19 protein-coding genes are annotated in these 20961 nt (G+C 55.9%); 14 read left to right on the top strand and 5 right to left on the bottom strand.

All coding sequences use genetic code 11. The features are described from left to right. Positions 1-174 precede the first annotated feature (174 nt). From AC0TOF_RS10470 to lpxK, 6 genes are read left to right on the top strand one after another with little or no spacing between them, the layout of a single operon-like run. On the top strand, positions 175-1518 hold the full coding sequence (locus AC0TOF_RS10470; protein ID WP_473768191.1) for a TldD/PmbA family protein: 1344 nt from the start codon (positions 175-177) through the stop codon (positions 1516-1518). Further along, positions 1505-2302, top strand: coding sequence for a 3'(2'),5'-bisphosphate nucleotidase CysQ (locus tag AC0TOF_RS10465; RefSeq protein WP_473768190.1), 798 nt, complete (start codon positions 1505-1507; stop codon positions 2300-2302). The genes AC0TOF_RS10470 and AC0TOF_RS10465 overlap by 14 nt, the downstream gene beginning before the upstream one ends. Before the next feature lie 49 nt (positions 2303-2351). Further along, on the top strand, positions 2352-2603 hold the full coding sequence (locus tag AC0TOF_RS10460) for a DUF4170 domain-containing protein (protein WP_473768189.1): 252 nt from the start codon (positions 2352-2354) through the stop codon (positions 2601-2603). A gap of 17 nt (positions 2604-2620) precedes the next feature. Further along, positions 2621-3394: a lysophospholipid acyltransferase family protein gene (locus tag AC0TOF_RS10455; protein WP_473768301.1), complete on the top strand. Its 774-nt coding sequence runs from the start codon at positions 2621-2623 to the stop codon at positions 3392-3394. Then, a complete protein-coding gene (gene waaA, locus AC0TOF_RS10450) occupies positions 3391-4731 on the top strand; it encodes a lipid IV(A) 3-deoxy-D-manno-octulosonic acid transferase (protein WP_473768188.1) in 1341 nt (446 codons plus the stop codon). Before AC0TOF_RS10455 ends, waaA begins: the two co-directional genes overlap by 4 nt. Before the next feature lie 2 nt (positions 4732-4733). Further along, on the top strand, positions 4734-5765 hold the full coding sequence (gene lpxK / locus AC0TOF_RS10445; RefSeq protein ID WP_473768187.1) for a tetraacyldisaccharide 4'-kinase: 1032 nt from the start codon (positions 4734-4736) through the stop codon (positions 5763-5765). On the opposite strand, the gene AC0TOF_RS10440 is transcribed toward lpxK, so the two are convergent. The 3 genes from AC0TOF_RS10440 to AC0TOF_RS10430 all read right to left on the bottom strand — a co-directional run bounded on the left by AC0TOF_RS10440 (position 5762) and on the right by AC0TOF_RS10430 (position 9151). Beyond that, complete coding sequence (locus tag AC0TOF_RS10440; protein WP_473768186.1) at positions 5762-5998, bottom strand: DUF2093 domain-containing protein; 237 nt, start codon at positions 5996-5998, stop codon at positions 5762-5764. The genes lpxK and AC0TOF_RS10440 overlap by 4 nt on opposite strands. Before the next feature lie 82 nt (positions 5999-6080). Next, positions 6081-7961, bottom strand: a complete 1881-nt coding sequence (mutL, locus tag AC0TOF_RS10435) for a DNA mismatch repair endonuclease MutL (RefSeq protein WP_473768185.1) — start codon at positions 7959-7961, stop codon at positions 6081-6083. 98 nt (positions 7962-8059) lie between these two features. Further along, the gene (locus AC0TOF_RS10430) at positions 8060-9151 is read right to left on the bottom strand and encodes a P1 family peptidase (RefSeq protein ID WP_473768184.1); all 1092 of its coding nucleotides are present in this window, start codon (positions 9149-9151) and stop codon (positions 8060-8062) included. Between the two features lie 337 nt (positions 9152-9488). Here AC0TOF_RS10430 and guaB point away from each other — a divergent pair, with 337 nt between their 5' ends. After that, the gene (gene guaB, locus AC0TOF_RS10425) at positions 9489-10982 is read left to right on the top strand and encodes an IMP dehydrogenase (RefSeq protein ID WP_473768183.1); all 1494 of its coding nucleotides are present in this window, start codon (positions 9489-9491) and stop codon (positions 10980-10982) included. Between the two features lie 59 nt (positions 10983-11041). Here guaB and AC0TOF_RS10420 read toward each other — a convergent pair whose 3' ends face one another. Continuing rightward, positions 11042-12133, bottom strand: a complete 1092-nt coding sequence (locus AC0TOF_RS10420; protein ID WP_473768182.1) for a c-type cytochrome — start codon at positions 12131-12133, stop codon at positions 11042-11044. Between the two features lie 86 nt (positions 12134-12219). Beyond that, positions 12220-13149, bottom strand: coding sequence for a hydrogen peroxide-inducible genes activator (locus AC0TOF_RS10415; protein WP_473768181.1), 930 nt, complete (start codon positions 13147-13149; stop codon positions 12220-12222). A gap of 98 nt (positions 13150-13247) precedes the next feature. On the opposite strand from AC0TOF_RS10415, the gene katA reads away from it, so the two are divergent. The 7 genes from katA (at position 13248) to AC0TOF_RS10380 (ending at position 20960) form a co-directional block, all read left to right on the top strand. Beyond that, a complete protein-coding gene (gene katA, locus AC0TOF_RS10410) occupies positions 13248-14747 on the top strand; it encodes a catalase KatA (protein ID WP_473768180.1) in 1500 nt (499 codons plus the stop codon). A gap of 123 nt (positions 14748-14870) precedes the next feature. Further along, positions 14871-16160 carry an RsmB/NOP family class I SAM-dependent RNA methyltransferase gene (locus tag AC0TOF_RS10405; RefSeq protein ID WP_473768179.1) on the top strand — a complete coding sequence of 430 codons (1290 nt, stop codon included), beginning with the start codon at positions 14871-14873 and terminating at the stop codon, positions 16158-16160. A 13-nt stretch (positions 16161-16173) separates the two neighbouring features. Then, positions 16174-16629 carry a PaaI family thioesterase gene (locus AC0TOF_RS10400; RefSeq protein ID WP_122001054.1) on the top strand — a complete coding sequence of 152 codons (456 nt, stop codon included), beginning with the start codon at positions 16174-16176 and terminating at the stop codon, positions 16627-16629. Further along, positions 16626-17288 carry a 5'-methylthioadenosine/S-adenosylhomocysteine nucleosidase gene (locus AC0TOF_RS10395; RefSeq protein WP_473768178.1) on the top strand — a complete coding sequence of 221 codons (663 nt, stop codon included), beginning with the start codon at positions 16626-16628 and terminating at the stop codon, positions 17286-17288. Before AC0TOF_RS10400 ends, AC0TOF_RS10395 begins: the two co-directional genes overlap by 4 nt. Positions 17289-17365: 77 nt before the next feature. Further along, the gene (guaA, locus tag AC0TOF_RS10390) at positions 17366-18928 is read left to right on the top strand and encodes a glutamine-hydrolyzing GMP synthase (protein WP_473768177.1); all 1563 of its coding nucleotides are present in this window, start codon (positions 17366-17368) and stop codon (positions 18926-18928) included. A gap of 308 nt (positions 18929-19236) precedes the next feature. Continuing rightward, on the top strand, positions 19237-20445 hold the full coding sequence (locus tag AC0TOF_RS10385) for a tyrosine-type recombinase/integrase (protein WP_473768176.1): 1209 nt from the start codon (positions 19237-19239) through the stop codon (positions 20443-20445). A gap of 284 nt (positions 20446-20729) precedes the next feature. After that, positions 20730-20960 (top strand): helix-turn-helix transcriptional regulator, encoded by a 231-nt coding sequence (locus AC0TOF_RS10380; protein WP_016941854.1) that lies wholly within the window; start codon positions 20730-20732, stop codon positions 20958-20960. Position 20961: the final 1 nt, after the last annotated feature.

Genomic DNA, 20961 nt, shown 5'->3' with positions numbered 1-20961 from the left:
GAAGGGCTTGCCTTGAAGCCCTTTGATTTCGGCAATATAGAAACAAGATATGGCTGTAATCAGCCCATTGTCGAACAGTTTGACGATATTTTTTAACAAGTCCCGGTTTCTCCCTCGCCGAAAGTTGCGGTGCCCGGTTGAGCCGTGATGTGCTTGGGAAGCTCGGATTGTATAATGATTTCAGATAGTTCGGCGGATAATCTTGTTGATCGGGCAGCCTTTCTCGTAGCTGCAGCAAAACGAGCTGGTGCCGATCACGCTGACGCGGTTGTGATGCGGGCGCGGTCTGTTAGCGTCTCGGTGAGATTAGGCAAGGTCGAGGGAACCGAATCGTCGGAAAGCGACGATTTCGCCTTGCGTGTTTTTGTTGGCCGCCGCATTGCTAGTGTTTCAGCCAACGCGGGCGCCGATCCTGACCGTCTTGCAGAGCGGGCTGTGGCCATGGCGCGGGTTGCGCCGGAAGATCCTTATGAGCAACTTGCCGATCCATCCCTGCTTGTGGCTTCGCCTCGTGACCTTGATCTCTTTGACCCAATAGAGATTGATTCCGAGCGCCTCACCCAGGACGCGCTTGCAACGGAAGCGGCGGCGCTGGCGGTCAACGGCGTAACGAATTCAGGAGGGGCTGGCGCTTCACGCAGTCTGGGAGGGCTGGTGCTGGTCACGTCCACGGGGTTTTCAGGGCACTACGCTGCAACGCGCTTCGGACGATCGGTTTCGGCTATTGCGGGTGAAGGTACAAAAATGGAGCGCGATTACGATTTCAGTTCGCGTCTGCATTTTGCTGATCTCGATACACCCGAGGACATAGGCCGTCGTGCTGGCGAACGCGCAGTGAGGCGGTTGGGCGCGCGTCAGGCAAAGACCGGGCCCGTTACAGTCGTCTTTGATCCGCGCCTTGCGCGCGGCATTGCGGGACATCTCGCAAGTGCGATCAACGGTGCTTCGGTCGCGCGAAAGACGAGCTTTCTTCGCGACGGTTTTGGAAAACAGATTCTGAAGCGCGGTATAAATGTTACCGATAATCCTTTGCGTGTGCGCGGTTCGTCTTCGCGTCCGTTCGACGGTGAAGGGATTGAGGGGCAGCCCTTGACGATGGTCGAGGACGGTGTTCTCAATCATTGGCTGCTTTCAGGTTCGAGCGCTCGTGAACTTGGTCTGCAAGGCAATGGGCGTGGCGTTCGCTCCGGTTCTGGTGTTTCACCTGCATCCACCAATTTTGCCATTGAGCCGGGTTTGCAGACAGCTGAAGAATTAATTCGCGCTGTCGGCACTGGCTTTTACATGACAGAGGTGTTCGGGCAGGGCGTGGACATGATTACCGGCCAGTATAGCCGTGGGGCATCGGGGTTCTGGATTGAAAACGGCGAGGTCACCTATCCCGTCAGCGAAGTGACGATTGCTTCTAATCTCAAGGACATGTTCCTCAATATGACGCCAGCGTCTGATATTGACCGAAACTTCGGGATGGCGGCACCGACGCTTGTGATCGAAGGCATGACCCTTGCCGGAAACTGACAAATATAAAGAGATTGCCAGCGATCTGGCGCTTCTGCGTGAGGCTGCGCGCGAGGCTGGTCGCATTGCGATGCGCTATTTCGGCCAGTCTCCGGAGGTTTGGCTGAAAGACGGCATGTCGCCGGTCAGCGAAGCCGATCTCGCAGTCGATCGCTATCTGAAGGGTGTCCTTTTGAATGCACGGCCAGATTATGGCTGGATATCGGAAGAGACTGTCGATGAACGGGCCGCTGTAAAACGCAGTCGGGCGTTTGTGGTCGACCCCATTGATGGCACGAGGGCATTTATTGCCGGACAAGATCAATGGTGTGTAAGCATCGCCATAGTCGAGAATGGGCGCCCTTTGGCTGGCGTTCTGGAATGTCCGGCGCGTAAGGAACTGATTGAGGCCGGTAACGGAATCGGTGCTTTGCAGAACGGTATCGCCATTCACGCCAGCCTACCGGGGCCTGGAGAGCAGATCGTTATTGCGTCAGCGCGCAATATGGTAACGGCGTTGCCAGAAAGCTGGCGAGATCGGGTAAAGATTCATCCATATGTTCCTTCTCTCGCATATCGCATTGCGATGGTGGCGCGAGGAGATATAGCCGGCACCTTCATTCGGCCAAATTCGCATGATTGGGATCTGGCAGCAGCTGATCTGATTCTGAGTGAGTCGGGTGGGGCGGTCCTTACGAGCGATGCCTTGCCGATCATTTATGGTGGTCCGACGTTGAGCCATGGTGCTCTCGTTGGTGCCAGCGGGAACCTTCTGCAAGAAATGTTGAGTGTTGTCGCGGGCTGACCCTTGGGTTAATCATGCCGCGAACCAAATTTGTTCAGGGATAATTGTCATGAGCGTCGAAGGCGACAAAAAGCAGCTTCTTCATCTGGTGTTTGGCGGCGAGTTGAAAAAACTTGGCACCGTTGAATTCCGTGATCTTGAAAACCTCGATATTGTCGGCATCTATCCGGATTATGAAACGGCCAAGACTGCGTGGAAGTCCAAAGCCCAGCAAACGGTAGACAATGCTCACATGCGCTATTTCATCGTGCACCTGCATCGGTTGCTCGACCCGGAAGGCTTGACATTGAAGGCGGACTAAGCTGCGGCCAATACCGGATGCACAGCGGAGATAGCCCGGGCCAGAACGCCGGGCGTAAGAAGCAAAGGTTCGCGAAGCGCTTCTGGCGGCGCATTCGCGGGCCGCTGGCGCAGTCTGCGGTGGTCAAATCCGTACTTGTGTGGCTGATCACCGCCTACTTCAAATTTGTCTATCTCACCAATTCACGTCTGAAGGAATCTGCCGATCCGCAAGCGCTCGTTGGCAAGGATGATCCTTTCATTGTGACCTTTTGGCATGGACAGCATCTTATGGGGCCGTTCATCTGCCCCAAGGGAATTGAACTGGTCGCCATGTTTTCGCGCAGTGCCGATGCGGAGCTGAACGCTCGCGTTGCGGAAAAACTTGGATTGTTGACAGTGCGCGGTTCCGGCGGACGCGGTTCGCGCTCCAAGCCAGAAAAGGGTGGGGCGCGTGCACTTCTGACACTAAAGAATGCGCTAAAAAAAGGTCAGTCGGCGTCGATAATTGCAGACATCGCGCATGGCAAGGCGCGTGAGGCCGGAGATGGTATCATTTTATTGGCGAAATTGTCCGGTCGCCCGATAATACCGGTTGCTTATGCTTTCTCGCGGAACCATGTTCTGCAAAAGTCTTGGGATAAGACGACGATTCCGCTGCCCTTTGGGCGTTCGATTATCGTACGTGGCGAAAACGTATGGGTCGATGCTGATGCCGATGAAACGCAACTGGAAGAAAAACGCATGGAGCTGACGCGCCAACTCAACGACGCGACCACCAAGGCCTATGCAGCGTTGGAGAAAGCGAAATGAGCGAACGCTGGGCGCGCAATATCTTGTCTGCCTACCGTGCACTCGGCTCTGCGGCTTATCCTTTCATGGGCCCTTACATTGCCTACCGCGCATCGCGCGGCAAGGAAGAACGGTTGCGTCGCGGCGAGCGCTACGGCAAATCTGCCATCATACGTCCGCAAGGACCAGTTATCTGGGCACATGCGGCAAGTGTGGGAGAGACCGTTGCGATCGCGCCGTTGATCGAGCGGATTGCGGCAACCGGTATTCATATCGTGTTGACGACGGGGACCGTGACCTCGGCAAAATTTGTCGCTGATCATCTAGGCCATAAGGTTATCCACCAATATGCGCCGCTGGATTTGCAGCCTGCGCTGAACAAGTTTCTCAACCACTGGAAACCGGACCTTGCTATTGGCTGTGAGTCCGAAGTCTGGCCAGCAACGGTGCTTGCGCTCAGCAGTCGGCATACGCCGCAGGTTCTGGTCAATGGACGCATGTCCGATCGTTCCTTTGCTTCCTGGCAGAAGAGGCCGGCTTTGGCGGAGGCGCTCTTTGAAAATTTTGCCTATGTGGTTGCGCAGTCGGAACTCGATGCAGATCGCTTTCGGGCGCTCGGTGCGCGCCCCGTGAGTGTTTCAGGTAATCTCAAGGTGGACACGAACCCTCCGCCCGCTGATCCGCAGGTGTTGGTCGCATTGCAACGCCAGATCGCCGGAAGGCGGACATGGGCCGCTATCTCCACTCACGACGGAGAAGAAGCAATCGCGGCTGAAGTCCATCAGATGCTGAAGGTGCGCTATCCGCATCTTGTTACCATCATTGTGCCGCGTCATCCGGATCGCGCTCCAGCCATCGAGGCTATGCTGGTTGAAAAGGGACTGAAGGTTGCGCGACGTAGCGCCAGTGAGCTGATTGAAGCCGACACCGATATCCTGTTGGGAGACACGATTGGAGAGATGGGGCTGTATCTCCAACTGACCGAGATAGCGTTTATTGGTAATTCACTGACCAAGGAAGGCGGACATAATCCGCTGGAACCGGCAATGATGGGAACTGCCGTACTAACGGGGCGGAACGTCCAGAATTTCCGGGAATCCTTCCAGCGCCTCATCAAAAACGGGGGTGCGCGCATTGTGAAGGATCGCAACATGCTGGCGGGAGCGATCAATTTCCTGTTCAATAATCCCCAGCACCTTCGCGCAATGATCAATGCGGGGGTGAATACAGTGAGGGATATGCGCGGCGCGCTGGACCGTACGCTTGTAACACTTGAGCCGTTTATCCAACCATTGATTTTGCAGGCACAATTGCCGGGCAACCGCAATGATGCAGCCTATCGGCCGGACGGGTTCTGAGCATGGCGAGCGAGGCGCCGCCATTCTGGTGGGAAAAACCTGATTGGCGCGCCTTGTCATTGGCACCTGCTGCCTGGCTTTACGGCGCAGTGGCTGGACGTCGGCTTCTGAAAGCTGAACCACCGAAGATTTCTTTGCCCGTTCTTTGCATAGGTAATTTTACTGTCGGCGGAGCGGGGAAAACACCGACCGCAATTGCTTTCGCAGAAGGAGCAAAGGCGCGGGGGTTTAGGCCCGGAATTGTCTCGCGTGGATATGGCGGTGCCTATAAGGGACTGCACGTCGTTGATATCGCCCAGGATAGCGCTCGCTACGTTGGGGATGAACCACTCCTGCTAGCACGTCATGCGTTGGTAGCACTCTGTCCTGATCGACTGAAAGCAGCTCACCATTTACAGACACTCGGCTGTGATTTCATCATCATGGATGATGGCTTTCAGAGCGCTCGGCTTTTTGCCGATTTTTCGCTGCTGGTGGTGGATGCGGCGCGGGGTATTGGCAACGGCAGAGTCATACCGGCCGGTCCCTTGCGGGCTCCACTGACAGACCAGATGCGCAAGGCAGACGCTTTGCTTCGCATAGGCAAGGGCGATGGTGCTGATTTCGTTATTCGTCAGGCAGCGCGAGCCGGCAGGCCGATTTATGAAGCCAGGCTTGAGCCGTCCTCTATCGCACCTGTGGCGGGCAATCGCTGGCTTGCATTTGCGGGCATTGGCAATCCCGAAAAATTCTATGCGAGCGTTGCCGAAGCAGGCGGCGAGATTGTTGAAACTCGCTCGTTCCCGGATCATCACAGTTTCGATGCGGACGATATTCGCAGCCTGATCGATACGGCTCGCCGACAAGGATTGGGACTGATTACCACGGCAAAAGATCAGGTGCGTCTGGCAACGATGATCGGCGTTCCCGCAGGATTTCTGGCGAAACTCGCTGTCCTCGACGTCGATCTTAAATTTGATCGCGGCGATGCTCTTCACCGCATTCTGGATACGGTCATCGAGCGTTTCAAAAGCCGTATTATGAGTAAATTTTAAGCCTTCTTGCGGCTGCGCAATTCAGGATTGACTTCAAGCTCGCGCTCGAAAGAAATCAGGCCGGTTGCATAAGGCTCCTGCCGTGAGACGCTCCAATATTTCAACTCATCCAGCGGGATATGGGCACCCGTCACCGCACATGCGACATAGGCGCCGTGCTTGACGATCTCATAATCACCATCGAGATAGCGCAAAACCGCTTCGGACGAGCGGGGGGATTCAAATCTATTCATGTGTCTAAACCTCTGTTGAGGACTCTAGCAAGCACAGGGCATTGCGTCCAGCAGCGTCCTGTGCTGCCTGGCGGCAATTCTATCAGCGCCTGCCAAAAAGCCGTTCGATATCTGTCAGTTTCAGTTCGATATAGGTCGGTCGCCCGTGATTACAGGTGCCTGAGCCGGGAGTTGCCTCCATTTCACGCAGGAGTGCATTCATTTCTTCAGGTTTTAACCGTCGTCCCGAACGCACGGAACCGTGGCAAGCCATGGTTGCGGCCACGTGGTTCAGCATGGCTTTCAAGCCATCGGAAGTATCATGCTCCGCTATCTCGTCAGACAGATCGCGGATCAGTTGCTGCACGTTCATTTCACCCAGCATTGCAGGCGTTTCACGCACCGCAATAGCACCTGGCCCGAATTGCTCAATTCCAAGGCCAAAGCGTGCAAGTGTTTCTGCGTGGGTTGCCAGCCGTTCGGCGTCTTCTTCAGGCAAATCCACGATCTCGGGAATCAGCAGCATTTGACCTGGTATGGGACGGGAATGCAGGGCGTTTTTCAGCGCTTCGTAAACAAGGCGTTCGTGCGCTGCATGCTGGTCCACGATAACGAGACTGTCTTCCGTCTGGGATACGATATAATTGGCATGGATCTGCGCTCGGGCGGCGCCAAGGGGTTTTTGCTGGAGTTCCGCCGGTATTTCTTCAAGCGTCGCGCGGGCATCCGCAGCAGGCATATTGATGGCGGCGAGTATCGCCTGCTCACTTTCCTGGAAAGATGATGATGCTCCCAGATCGAGCGGTCTATGAGCAGGATGTGCAGTCTGTGGCGACCATTCGGTTCTGGCTGTGGAGGTTGCGGGGCGCCAAGCCCCGGATGCATAACCCGTCGAAGCGGAACGCGAAGTGAAGGATGGTGGGGAAGGCCGCACCCCTTCCGCCCGGAAAGCTTGCAGCATGGCGTCTGCACCGCTGGTTGCAGGCCGAATGCCCGATTGCGCGAGTGCCTGTTTGATCGCTCCAACGATCAATCCGCGCACGAGGCCCGGATCGCGAAAACGCACATCAGCCTTGGCGGGATGCACATTGACGTCAACCAATGCCGGGTCCAGCGTCAGGAACAGGACCGCAACCGGATGGCGGTCACGCGCCATGACATCTGCATAGGCCCCGCGCAGCGCGCCGAAAAGTTGCTTGTCACGCACTGGGCGACCGTTCACATAGGCGAACTGATGAAGGGCATTGCCGCGATTATGGGAGGGAATGCCGACGAACCCAGCCAGACGCACACCGTCACGCTCGGCGTCGATGGCAAGCGCGTTTTCGCCGAATTCTTTTCCCAGAACCTGATTGATACGCTCAAGCGTTGCTTCCGCGCCACTACCGGTTGCAGCCAGTTCCAGCGGTGTTCTGTCGGTGCCTGCAAGCGAGAAACGGACATGCGGAAAGGCAATCGCGATGCGCTTGACGACATCGGTTATCGCTGACGCTTCCGCACGATCCGTCTTCATGAATTTGAGACGGGCCGGTGTCGCATAGAAAAGATCGCGCACCTCGGCAATCGTTCCGCGGTTCAGCGCGGAAGGACGGGGACCATCGAGATGTCCGCCGGAGACCGAAACTTCGAAACCGGAGTCCGCATCCTGCGGACGGGATTTGAGGGTCAGTTTTGCCACCGAGCCAATAGATGGGAGAGCTTCTCCACGAAATCCAAGTGCGCGAATATCGTGCACATCATCGGAAAGTTTGGAGGTGCAGTGGCGGGAAACTGCCAATGGAAGCTCATCGACCGGAATTCCCGAACCATTATCGGTCACACGCAGCAATGTCTTACCGCCGCCGCCTGTCACGACCTCAATACGGGTCGCACCGGCGTCGATGGCATTCTCGACAAGTTCCTTGATGACGCTGGCGGGGCGTTCAATGACTTCCCCTGCCGCGATCTGGTTAATGATGGTTTCGCTTAAGTGTCGAATTGGCATGGGCGGACTATAGAAGGATTCGCTCCTGCAAAGAACATGCTTCTATAGCCCGCCAAGACTGTCTCTGCGGGTGTCGAATTACTACAGAAGAAATTACCTTATTGCGCGGCATAATCCTTATATGCAGGCAGATTCAGGTCCTTAAGGCTGTCCGCGTTGATGACTGCGCGCGCCACTGCTTCCGCCATGACGGTCGCGGCGATCGCACCAATGGCAGTGACATCGGCTTCCACGCCTGTTGCTTTGCCTGTGGACAGTGCGAAGATCGTGTCGCCGTCCCACATCGTATGGATCGGATTGATCGTGCGCGCAAAGCCGTCATGTGCCATGCCCGCGATCTTCTTGAGTTGAGCCTTGTCGAACGGGACATTGGTCGCTATTGCACCAATCGTTGTATTGGCTCCACCCGAATTGACAACGCCATGGCCCTGCATAATGGCTGACATCGTGTCACGGAAGCCCTTGCCGTCCTCGCTCCGCGCACCAGCCAGAATCTGGCGTGAATTCGGCGCATAGACATCGCCGACAGCATTGACAGCGACAATTGCGCCAACCACGATTTCAGTGCCGGGCACTTTGTAGCTCGCCGTACCGAGACCACCCTTCATGGCGTAATCCATGTCGAACATTTTGCCGACAGTCGCGCCAGCGCCAGCGCCAACATTGCCTTCTGCGGATGCCTCGGCGTTGGCCGCCTTGCATGCCAGATAGCCGGCTTCCTCATCGGGACGGACGGAAAAATCACCGACGCCCAAATCCATGAGAATTGCCGCCGGTACAATCGGAACAACGCCTTTTCCGATCTTGAAGCCGAGATTGTTTTCTTCAAGATAACGCATGACGCCAGTCGCGGCTGCGAGACCATAGGCGCTGCCGCCGGAAAGCAGGATAGCCTGAACCTGTTGAACATAATTGATCGGATCAAGCAGATCGGTTTCGCGTGTACCCGGTGCAGAACCACGCACATCAACGCCCGCGGAAGCGCCTTCCTCGCACAGAAGAACCGTGCAGCCGGTCGGGCGCTTTGTCAGCGTATGATGACCCAGCTTGATGCCAGGTACATCCGTGATACTTCCACCCATAAGTTCCAGCACGCTTTCTCCTCCCTTGTTAGCAGCCGACGCTACATTGACGACAAAGGGCATTGCTCCAAGTCCTGCAAGCGACATGGCAAATGTTCTTCGATCCATGAACAGTTTTCTCCTCCATTTTCACTCTGTTGTGAGTGCATATTTTTTGCGTGCTGGGCTATCGGACATCGTTTGGCCTGCGCATTGGGCGGAATCCAGGGGCGGATTTTTTCACTTTGCCTGAAAACCGGCTTCTCCCAGATTGCGATGAGCAAAGATTTATCACCCAAATCCTTATCGGTAACTGAAACTTGTCCGTAAAAGGCTTTCCATTTGGTCATAACCGTGTTACCAGCCGGTGCCAATTCAACCTAGCAAACCAGATGTGTCGCTGCTCCCGGACTTATTCCGGAGAGGCGGCTTTTCTCATTCGATAAAATCGGCAAAGGAATTGGCAATGGCTAAAATCGTGGAATCGCCCACTGGCGCTCTCGCTCTTACATTCGACGATGTGCTGTTGCAGCCAGGCCATTCCGAAGTAATGCCGGGGCAGGTCGATCTGCGCACGCGCATCGCCAGGGATATCGAACTCAACCTTCCTCTTCTTTCCGCCGCCATGGATACCGTGACGGAATCGCGTCTGGCCATTGCAATGGCGCAGGCTGGCGGTATTGGCGTCATTCACCGCAATCTGACGCCGGAGCGTCAGGCTGAAGAAGTCCGCCAGGTGAAGAAATTCGAGTCTGGCATGGTTGTGAACCCGGTTACTATCGGGCCGGACGCCACACTCGCCGATGCTCAGGCATTGATGAAAGCACATGGAATTTCCGGTATCCCGGTTGTCGAGAATGCAACCAAGGGGCCGGGACGTCTTGTTGGCATCCTGACCAATCGCGACGTTCGATTTGCTTCCGATCCGAAGCAGAAAATTTATGAACTGATGACCCGCGAAAACCTGATTACGGTCCGCGAGAACGTCAATCAGGACGAAGCAAAGCGTCTCTTGCACGCTCATCGCATCGAAAAGCTTCTCGTCGTGGACGATCAGGGGCGTTGCGTCGGGCTCGTCACTGTAAAGGACATCGAAAAGTCGCAACTCAATCCCAATGCCGCCAAGGACGCCCAGGGGCGCCTGCGGGCGGCTGCTGCAACGAGCGTCGGCGAAGACGGTTACGAGCGTGCCGAACGCCTGATCGACGCGGGCGTTGATCTTCTGGTCGTGGATACGGCGCATGGTCATTCGCAGCGCGTTCTCGATGCTGTGGCCCGCATCAAGAAAGCTTATCCGAATGTCGCAATTCTTGCGGGCAATGTGGCGACGACTGCCGGTACGCAGGCGCTTATTGATGCCGGAGCGGATGCGGTCAAGGTTGGTATCGGGCCGGGCTCGATCTGCACGACACGTATTGTTGCCGGTGTCGGCGTGCCGCAGCTTTCGGCTATTATGTCTGCCGTCGAGGCAGCACAGAAGGAGAATATTCCGGTGATCGCTGATGGCGGCATCAAGTTCTCCGGCGATTTCGCCAAAGCGCTCGCCGCTGGCGCGGTCGCTGCGATGGCTGGCTCACTGCTGGCCGGTACGGAGGAAAGCCCCGGTGAAGTCTATCTCCATCAGGGCCGCTCATTCAAAGCCTATCGCGGTATGGGCTCTGTCGGAGCCATGGCACGCGGCTCTGCTGATCGTTATTTCCAGGCAGAAGTACGCGACGAGTTGAAGCTTGTGCCAGAAGGCATCGAAGGACAGGTCGCCTATAAGGGACCGATATCCGCAGTTCTACACCAGCTCGCTGGTGGCTTGCGTGCTTCCATGGGCTATGTGGGTGCGAAGACGCTGGAAGAGTTCCGCGAAAAGGCAACCTTCGTGCGCATTTCCAATGCGGGCTTACGGGAAAGCCATTCGCACGGTGTTGCAATTACCCGTGAGAGCCCGAATTATCCTGGCGGTATGTAATATCATTTCGCATAGGTGAAATGAAAAGGAGGCGGCGCGATTGCGCCGCCTTTTCGTTTTCAGTTCGTCACTGTCTTCAGCTTCTTGATTTCGGCTCTGATTTCGTCAAATGGGCCAACTTTGTGCATTTGAGCGGGCAGGTCGTCGGCATAAGGGCCATAGCCAGCATCCACCGGCTTTTCCAACCGGTTCGGGAAATCTCTGTCCAGATTCGCTTTTGCCGGACGCGGCTTCGACTGGAAGAAGGCGGCAATGTCCCAGGCATCTTCCGGCTCCAGCTGCGGCTCATCCAGAGAGACGCCATTCGGCATGTTGGCATGAATGAAATTCGCGGCTGAAATCAGCCGGTTCATGCCTGCGCCATCGTTGAAGCTATCCGGTCCCCAAAGCGGCGGAAATTCATAACCCTTTGCATCGCCCACGACGCCAACACGTTTGCCTTGGCCGTCCGCTCCATGACAGGCGGCGCAGATTTCCGCATAGAGCTTCTCCCCGTGCACCGGGTCGGCGGGGCGCTTCAATTCAGGCATCTTTCCAGAGCCGCGCCCCTTGGTGTTTTCACCGACAATCGTGCCAGCGGACACATACTTGATATAGGCGACCATTGCCTTCATCTCGGCGGAGTCGATAGGGAGCGCTTTGCCATTCAGGCTCCGGGTCATGCACCCATTGACGCGATCCTCAATCGTGCCGACTTGTCCTTCACGGGAACGGTATTGTGGAAAGTCCCCGTAGACTCCAACCAGCGGCAATCCGTACTGCTTGGTCCCTGCTTCCAGATGGCAGCTCTGGCACGAAAGATTGTTGCCCGCAAAACGTTTCGTTTCATCGGCTACTTCCGGGCCAATATGCGCATAAGTCGCGGTAATCAGATCGCGGCCCTGACGCACAACGCGTCCCCATGCGTCGTCAGGCAATGCATCTGGATCCGGTATGTTCCAGGCCACGTCTTCAATCGCTGCGGCTTTCACGGGCGCGCTTTGCGTGCTTGCAGCCGTCGACGTGCTTTGCGGCGCAGTCGCCACACTCTTTGCGACATTGTTGCTCGTACGTGGCGGTGCAGACGATCGCGAACTGTCGCTCGTCACCGCGAAATATCCCAGGCTAAGGCAAAAGACCGCACCATAGGCCGCCAAATCAGACCACCTCATTATCCCCTCCAGGCAATGTGTTTCAGAATCAAAACGTTGGGTGGCTATGCTTTCAAGCTTAATGCAGCCTTAAGAGCGCGACGGTCTTACGATCCGAGGGTGTTGAGATCGTCCAGAATTACTTTCAATTTTTGTGCGCTTTCGGCGATACAGTCGGCGAGGGCGTTGAAGTCCTTTCGACGCATGCTCTGCCGCCGCCAGAATAGCGCGATCTCTCGCTTCGGCTGTTCGCCTACAAACGGAACGATACGCATATGATTGCTGCGTGTTTCAGCGCGCACCGCGATTTCTGGGATGAGCGTAAGGCCCATACCATGGCTCACCATTTGCAAAAGGGTGGTCATGCTGGTGGCGCCATATTTTACCAGCTGCCGCTGCGAGGGTAGCGAGCAAACGGCAAGCGCCTGATCTCGCATACAATGTCCTTCCTCCAATAGGAGCAAACGATCAAGAGCTACATTGTCCTGTGTCATGGGGGAGGACAGAACCGTTTGATCATTGGTGGAAGTCGCGATCAGAAAGCGATCATCAAACAGTTTTCTCTGCGTAAGTCGCTCATCATCAATCGGCAATGCGGCAACAATGGCATCGATTTCGCCAGCATGCAGTTCATCGAGGAGTTTGGCGGTTACGCTTTCCCGCAATTGAAGGCGGAATGACGGATGCCGTTCGCGCAAAAGCGGAATGAGAACAGGAACCAGATAAGGTGCTACAGTAGGAATGATACCCAGACGCAGCCGCGTTTGCAGCAAGCCCCGGCTTTGCGCGGCTATCTCCTCAAGCGCGTGGAGTTCGCGCAGGACGGTCTGGATACCGGGATAAAGCTGCTTGCCAAGCTCTGTCATGATGACTTGTCGCTGTGACCGCTCGAAAAGCGGGGCGCCCGCAAGGGCTTCCATTTCCGCAATCTGGGCGGAGAGGGCAGGTTGGGATACGTGCGCCAGCTGCGCGGCCTTGCGAAAATGCAGGGTGGAGGCGAGCGCATCGAAATAGCGCATTTGACGGACCGTGAACATGATAGGAAAAACTTATCGGAAATAATCGGAAAAGCAATTGGAGATTATGATTGGAATAGGTCTAATCTGGGTCAGTTGCTTTTCAGGAGGGAATTTCCATGACAGATCGCCCAATTATGACGACGAGTGCAGGCGCTCCGATACCGGACAACCAGAATTCCTTGAGTGCCGGCGAGCGTGGCCCTCTTTTGATGCAGGATTACCAGCTCATTGAAAAGCTTTCGCACCAGAACCGCGAGCGTATCCCGGAACGGGCGGTACATGCCAAGGGATGGGGTGCTTATGGCACGCTGACGATCACCGGCGATATTTCGAAATACACCAAGGCGAAGGCTTTGCAGCCCGGTGCCAAAACGCCGATGCTGGCGCGTTTTTCGACTGTTGCCGGCGAGCAGGGTGCGGCGGATGCCGAGCGCGACGTGCGCGGCTTTGCCTTGAAGTTCTATACCGAAGAAGGCAACTGGGATTTGGTCGGCAACAACACGCCGGTCTTCTTCGTGCGTGATCCGGTCAAGTTTCCCGACTTCATCCATACCCAGAAGCGTCATCCCAAGACGAACCTGCGGTCGGCAACCGCCATGTGGGATTTCTGGTCGCTGTCGCCCGAAAGCCTGCATCAGGTGACAATCCTGATGTCGGATCGCGGCCTGCCGACCGATGTGCGCCATATCAACGGTTACGGCTCGCACACCTATTCGTTCTGGAACGATGCCGGTGAGCGCTATTGGGTCAAGTTCCACTTCAAGACCATGCAGGGTCACAGGCATTGGACCAATGCGGAAGCCGAACAGGTGATCGGCCGCACGCGTGAATCCACTCAGGAAGACCTGTTCACCTCCATAGACAAGGGAGATTTCCCGAAGTGGAAGGTTCAGGTGCAGATCATGCCGGAACTCGAGGCCGACAAGACGCCCTATAACCCATTCGACCTCACCAAGGTCTGGCCGCATGCCGACTATCCGCCGATCGATATCGGCATCATGGAGCTGAACCGCAATCCGGAAAACTACTTCACCGAGATTGAGAATGCCGCCTTCTCGCCGTCGAACATCGTGCCGGGCATCGGCTATTCGCCGGACAAGATGCTGCAGGCGCGTCTCTTCTCCTATGCGGATGCGCATCGCCATCGCCTCGGAACGCATTATGAAACCATTCCGGTCAACCAGCCGAAATGCCCGGTGCACCATTATCACCGCGATGGTCAGATGAATGTCTATGGCGGCATCAAGACCGGCAATACGGATGCCTATTACGAGCCGAATTCGTTCAATGGGCCGGTGGAGCAGCCATCCGCCAAGGAGCCGCCGCTGCGCATCTCCGGCAATGCGGATCGCTACAACCATCGCATCGGCAATGACGATTATTCGCAGCCGCGCGCGCTGTTCAATCTGTTCGATGACGGCCAGAAGCAGCGTCTGTTCTCCAACATTGCTGCGGCAATGGGCGGCGTGCCGGGCTTCATCGTCGAACGCCAGCTCGCGCACTTCAAGCTCGTTCATCCCGACTACGAAGCCGGTGTGCGCAAGGCACTCAAGAATGCTCATGGCTATGAAGCCAACACGATTGCCCTAAACGAAGAGGCAACCGCGGCTGAATAAATCGCCTCAATAAAGTAGAAAGAAGGCCGGAGCTCGTTGCTCCGGCTTTTTGTTTTGATTTGCCGATTGCCTTTTCCCTGCAAGGAAGGCTATGCCCGAGCAGGCATTCGAGAAGGAGACACAATGCGGCTTGGCGGACGCCTGCAGGCGGCTATCGAGGTTCTGGGCGAGATTGAAGCGGGCACGCGCCCGGCTTCTGACGTGCTGAAGGATTGGGGAGCTTCCCATCGTTTTGCAGGTGCGGGCGATCGCGCCGTGATTGGCAACATTGTCTATGATGCGCTGCGCCGCAGACTGTCTATCGCGTGGCGAATGGATGCCGATGATGCTCGTGCTCTGGCTTTTGGTGCACTGCTGGCCGATGGCGGTATGGATATTGCCGCTATCGATACAGCGCTTGACGGCGACAAGTTCGCACCGGAAACATTGGAACAAACGCGCCGTGCAGCCTGGGAAAGCCGGAAAATAACTGACGCACCAGGTTACGTTCAGGCAGATGTACCGGAATGGTGCGCATCATCACTTGAGGAGCTTTTCGGTGCGCGCTGGGTGGATGAAGGCAGGGCGCTGGCTACGCGACCTCCAGTCGATCTTCGCGTAAATAGTTTGAAGGCGACGCGTGAAAAAACCCTCGCCGCGCTTGAAAAGGCTGGGGCGGCGCCAGCTCCTTTCTTGGCGCAGGCACTGCGCATCCCACCGATCGAAGCGCTTGGGCGTCATCCAAATGTGCAAGGCGAGCACGCTTTTCTTGATGGTTGGTTCGAGGTTCAGGATGTGGGCTCACAACTCGCAGCCCTTTTCGCCGGTGCGAAGCCTGGCCAACAGGTGCTTGATTATTGTGCCGGAGCAGGCGGCAAGACATTGGCACTGGCTGCTGCAATGCAAAACAGCGGCCAGATTCATGCTTATGATGCTGAGCGCGCTCGGCTCTCACCCATGCACGAGCGATTGCAGCGCGCAGGCGTGCGCAACACGCAGGTGCACGGGAACCTTGATGCGCTCGATCCTCTCACGGGACAGATGGACCTTGTACTCACCGATGCGCCTTGTACTGGCTCCGGAACCTGGCGACGCCGTCCTGATGCGAAATGGCGGCTGAACGAGCAGCAGCTTGAGCGGCGCGTTCAGGATCAGATGGAGGTTCTGGAATCCGCCAAGCATTATGTGAAGCCGGGCGGGCGACTTGCTTATGTTACCTGCTCACTCTTTGCTGAGGAAAATACGCGACAAGTGACGCGATTTCTTGCGGAAAACAACGATTTCACCGAAGTTGAGCCACAGGCATTGTGGGATGCAGTGGTAGCCGATGCTGGCGATTTGAGCCCGGTGTTTCCTTCTCGGGGCACGATTTTTTCGCCATTGTCCACCGGTACTGACGGATTTTATGTAAGCATTCTACAAAGATCGAAATAGGACGGGGGACCCGATGCCAGCCCAGCGCGTAGCGGAACCGGATTTCAAGGAGCGCGTCGAGGAAAGTTTCGGGCGGCAGGCCGCCATGAAACTGATCGGCGCCGAACTGACGCGTTGCGAGCCCGGCATCGTAGAAGTCGAAATGCCGTTTCGGGAGGAATTGACGCAACAGCACGGCATTTTGCATGCGGGGATGATTTCGGCCGCGCTCGATTCCGCCTGCGGCTATGCCGCGCTTACCTTGATGCCTCCTGAAGCCGCCGTACTGACTATCGAATTCAAGGTGAATCTGCTTGCACCCGGCAAGGGTGAACGGTTCTTGTTTCGCGGCGAAGTCACCAAGCCGGGCCGCACCATCATGGTAAGCGACGGGCAGGCCTTTGCCGTGACCGATACGGAAGTGCGCCTCATCGCCACGATGACCGGTACCATGATGGTGGTGCAGGACAGAAAGGGCTTGCAGGGATGATGAAAATCGTCGCGGGCAAGCGCCTGCTCTACGTTATGGCGGCAGATGCTGAATACGGGCGCCATCTGGCGAAGCTGTTCACGCCGCTCATGGTTGGAGTTGGACCAGTCGAAGCGGCGACTACTCTTTCTTATGCCCTTGCAGGTTTGACGCAAGCAGGCGAAAAACCTGACCTTGTTGTCTCGCTGGGCTCAGCAGGCTCGGCCAGGTTACAGCAAGCGCAAGTGTTCCAGGTTTCCTCCGTATCCTATCGTGATATGGACGCTTCGCCACTGGGATTTGAGAAGGGAACAACGCCGTTTCTCGATCTTCCCAAGGTCATCAAGCTTCCGGTTTTCGTCCCCGGTATCCCTGTTGCATCGCTTTCAACAGGTGCCAATATCATTTCCGGCAAAGGATATGACAATATCGACGCAGATATGGTCGACATGGAAACCTATGCGTGTCTGCGTGCATGCCAGCTGTCAGGAATTCCGCTTTTCGGCCTTCGCGGCATCTCCGATGGTGCAAGTGAGTTGCGGTATGTGGGCGACTGGACCCAATATCTGCATGTAGTAGATGAAAAACTGGCCGATGCCGTTGAGCGATTGGAACTCGCAATCGTGGACGGACTCCTGTCTGCTCCTGACAATGATATGTCAGTATCCGTCGGTTTTTGACAACGCACTTGTTGAGCATACAGGCTATACACCATATAGGCATTGCATCCCGGTCACTTTTTAAATAGATGCTGCACATGAGCACCACGGTACATCCCGATACAATCCTTATCATCGACTTTGGCAGTCAGGTTACGCAGCTGATTGCGCGGCGCGTGCGCGAAGCCAATGTCTATTGTGAAATTGTCCCCTTCCAGTCCGCTGAAGAGGCATTCAAACGGCTGAAGCCGAAAGGCGTTATCCTTTCGGGCAGTCCGCATTCGACGACCGATATAGGGTCGCCGCGCGCGCCACAGGCCGTTTTTGAAGAAGGTATCCCCGTTCTCGGCATCTGCTATGGCGAGCAGACCATGTGCGCCCAGCTGGGCGGCAAGGTGGAAAGCGGCCATGATCGTGAATTCGGGCGCGCGTTCCTCGACGTGCAGGAAGATAGTCCACTTTTCGAAGGTATTTGGGCCAAGGGCACCCGCCATCAGGTCTGGATGAGCCATGGCGACCGCGTGACGTCACTTCCTGACGGTTTCACGATTATCGGTACATCGCCGAACGCGCCTTTTGCAGCCATTGCTGACGAAAAGCGCAAATATTACGGCGTTCAGTTCCATCCGGAAGTCGTACATACGCCAGATGGCGCGAAGCTGTTGCAGAATTTCGTTCATCGTATTGTCGGCGTTAAGCCGGGCTGGACGATGGGCGCTTATCGCGAGCAGGCGGTCGAAGCGATCCGCAAACAGGTTGGCAGCGGCAAGGTTATCTGCGCGCTTTCTGGTGGCGTGGATTCGTCTGTTGCCGCACTTCTGGCGCACGAAGCCATTGGCGATCAGCTCACCTGCATTCTCGTCGATCATGGCCTGATGCGAAAGAACGAGGCTAAGCAGGTCGTTGAAATGTTCCGCGAACATTACAATCTGCCGCTGATCCTTGTGGATGCTTCCGACCGCTTTATCGGCGAACTGGAAGGCGAAACCGATCCGGAAAAGAAGCGCAAGACGATTGGACGTCTCTTCATCGAAGTGTTCGAAGAAGAAGCCAAAAAGTTGGGTGGTGCAGATTTCCTCGTGCAGGGCACGCTTTATCCCGATGTGATCGAAAGTGTTTCATTCACCGGCGGACCTTCCGTCACGATCAAGTCCCACCACAATGTAGGTGGCTTGCCGGAGCGCATGAAGATGCAGCTGGTTGAGCCGCTGCGCGAATTGTTCAAGGACGAAGTGCGACTGCTCGGCAAGGAACTGGGTCTGCCGGACAGCTTTATCGGGCGCCATCCGTTCCCTGGACCGGGTCTTGCGATACGCTGCCCCGGCGGCATCACCCGCGAGAAGCTGGAAATCCTGCGTGAAGCAGACGCGATCTATCTCGATGAAATCCGCAAGGCTGGCCTCTATGACGCAATCTGGCAGGCTTTCGCGGTCCTGCTTCCTGTCCAGACCGTCGGCGTGATGGGCGATGGCCGCACTTACGAATTCGTATGCGCGCTGCGTGCGGTGACGTCGGTGGACGGCATGACGGCGGATTTCTATCACTATGACATGAACTTCCTTGGCAATGCGGCGACCCGCATCATCAATGAAGTACGCGGCATCAACCGCGTTGTCTACGATGTGACTTCAAAGCCGCCCGGTACTATCGAGTGGGAGTGATCCCGCGTCCGGCATAGACTGGCACCAAAAAGCATTAAAACACCCCTAAGCCCGCGTAATTGCGGGCTTTTTTCGTTCTTGGCGTAGCACTGTCTGGCAAATTTTCGCATCGCCAAGCACACCGTTTCTATGGCATGGTAGATGGTACGATTTGAACCTGATGCCATGTTCGGCACTCGATACCATGCCGCCTCTGATGGGGTGTTCATGGTATCGAATTTAGGTAACGCATTGTCCTTAAAGAAGTTTTTTGAGGATTTGTGGGGCTTTTTGAGCATGGTATTTTTGAGAGGAAACCCAACCCGACCATGCTGACTGATACCAAGCTGCGCAACCTCAAGCCAAAGGACAAGCTCTACAAAGTGAATGACCGTGACGGCCTCTACGTGGCCATCACCCCTGCGGGTTCGATTTCGTTCCGCTACAACTACTCGATCCACGGCAGGCAAGAGACCATCACCTTCGGCCGCTATGGTGTCGGAGGGATCACGCTAGCGGAAGCTCGCGAACGGCTGGGCGAAGCCAAGAAGATGATCGCCGCAGGGAAATCTCCAGCCAAGGAGAAAGCGCGGGACAAAGCCCGCGTCAAGGATGCTGAGACATTCGGCGCGTGGGCCGAGAAGTGGTTGCGCGGCTATCAAATGGCAGATTCCACCCGCGACATGCGCCGTGGAACATACGAGCGAGAGCTAAAGCCGAAATTCAGCAACAGGAAACTGATAGAAATTACCCACGAGGACTTGCGGGCGCTGACTGATGCCATCGTGGAACAAGGCAGGCCATCAACGGCCGTGCTTTGCCGCGAAATTATGATGCAGGTCTTCCGCTGGGCTATCGAACGCGGACAGAAGGTTGAGAACCCGGCCGATTTGGTGCGCCCGTCAACTATCGCCAAGTTTGAGCCGCGAGATCGAGCACTGACGCCCGAGGAAATTGGCTTGATGTACCAGTACATGGAGCGTATCGGCACCACACCTTCAATTCGAGCGGCTGCCAAGCTGCTGTTGCTAACGATGGTTCGCAAAAGCGAACTGACCAACGCAACGTGGAACGAAATCAATTTCACCGACGCGCTCTGGACAATCCCCAAGGAGCGGATGAAGCGCCGCAATCCCCATTTGGTGTTCCTGTCGAGGCAGGCGCTGGATATTTTCATCGCGCTGAAGACCTTCGCCGGCGGTTCGGAGTACATTCTGCCATCACGTTATGATTCAGACTTGCCGATGAGCAGCGCAACGCTCAATCAGGTGCTTACCCTTACCTATCGGCTGGCCCAGAAGGAAGGGCAGTCACTTGGCAAGTTTGGACCGCACGACTTGCGGCGCACAGCTAGCACGCTGCTGCATGAGGCGGGCTATAACACCGACTGGATTGAGAAGTGCCTCGCGCACGAACAGAAGGGCGTGCGAGCCGTCTACAACAAGGCCGAATACCGCGATCAGCGCCGGGCGATGCTACAGGATTGGGCGGACATGATCGACGAGTGGACAATCAGGAAGCCCCGCTTCAAGGACTGATTCGGAGCCTAGAGACCTGCATTCTGTAGCGAAATGCCCACTTCGGTGGGCATTTTTTTGTCCCGAAACAGACGTTTGTCGGACACTCCTTCTCTCATAAATTTCCTCAAGAAAACTTCCGGAAAAACAAAAGATTGGGCGATTGCCTCTGTCCCGAAACTATACGTTTGTCGGACAGTTAACTAATTGATTTTTAACGAAAAAATAGTCCATAAATGCTGGAAAACACCGGCATTGTGTAGCAATAATTAAACCTCGGACGATGACAAAACGAGGTATTCGGTGTGGAAAGAGAATTAAGGAGAGCGAGCAAAGTTCTCATTAGCAAAAAGCAGCTGCTGGAGATGATTCCACTGTGCGAGCGCACGATCTACAACTTTGAAAAGCAGGGAAAATTCCCTCAGCGCATCGCACTTAGTAGTCGCAAGGTCGTGTGGGATTTAGCCGAGGTCGAGGCATGGATTGATGCGTGCAAACATTCCGGCTCGGCCCCTCGTCCCGGAATGGGGGCCTGAA

Source organism: Ochrobactrum sp. PL_is501 (genome assembly GCF_055816895.1).
This window is presented reverse-complemented; position numbering and strand designations above follow the sequence as displayed.